The organism is Streptomyces hainanensis, assembly GCF_004348415.1.
Lineage (GTDB): Bacteria > Actinomycetota > Actinomycetes > Streptomycetales > Streptomycetaceae > Streptomyces > Streptomyces hainanensis.
Genome location: NZ_SMKI01000891.1, coordinates 1 through 789 on the forward strand (window position 1 = coordinate 1; position 789 = coordinate 789).

Here is a 789-nt window from a genome sequence, read left to right on the forward strand (position 1 = left end):
GGGCCGCGGGGCTGAGGTTGTCGACGGGGACCGGTGGGCCGTAGGCCGGGCGGATCGGGAACTCACCGGCCCAGTAGGCGCTGTTCTCGACGTCCTCCTTCTCCTCGTACGTGGGCCCGCCGGCATGGTGTTTGGACGCCACCGTGGACTTCCTGAGATCGATCGACAGGACCTCCGTGCCCGGGCGTCCCTTCTGCTCGTCCGCGTCCAGCTCCTCCGCCCTGAGGGGGCGTGTCTCCTTCCAGCGGCCGGGGACGACGTGGTTGGTCAGGACTTCGAGGGCCTTCATGCGGTCTTCGTGCTTGACCTTCGTCGCGGTGCCGTCGACCACGACCGAGCGGTAGTTGAGGGAGTGGTGGATGGCCGTGCGGCCGAGGACGATGCCGTCGACGAGGGTGACGGTCAGGCAGACGGGCACCCCGGTGTCGCTGAGGAGGTGCCTGAGCGAGTTGGGCGAGCCGTGCAGGTAGAGCAGTTCGTCCTTCTCGTCGAACGCGTAGACCATGGGAACGGACTTCGGCAGTGGCGTACTTCCCGAGGTGTCGCAGTGCGCGACGTCGCAGACGAAGCCCTCCCTGAGGATCGCTCTGCTCACCTTCGGGTCGGTGTCGACCTTCGATCTCTTGTGGATTCGGGGGGTGTCGGACGAGTCCATCGTGTCTCCCGCCTCATCCCGTCCCCCGTCTCGGTCGACATCGCCGCCGGGGCCCTGGACAACCTGGCGGGGCTCCTCGCGGACCAGCGGATCTCGTCCTCGGGCCGGCTGGCCTTCGCCATCAGCAACGGCTC

The 789-nt window shown here is 67.9% G+C and carries 1 protein-coding gene; it reads right to left on the reverse strand.

All coding sequences use genetic code 11. The features are described 5' to 3' along the window. Nucleotides 1-595 (reverse strand): pyridoxamine 5'-phosphate oxidase family protein (locus E1283_RS36670; protein ID WP_165956388.1); only part of this gene is annotated, 595 nt, incomplete at its 3' end. Between the last annotated feature and the right edge of the window lie 194 nt (nucleotides 596-789).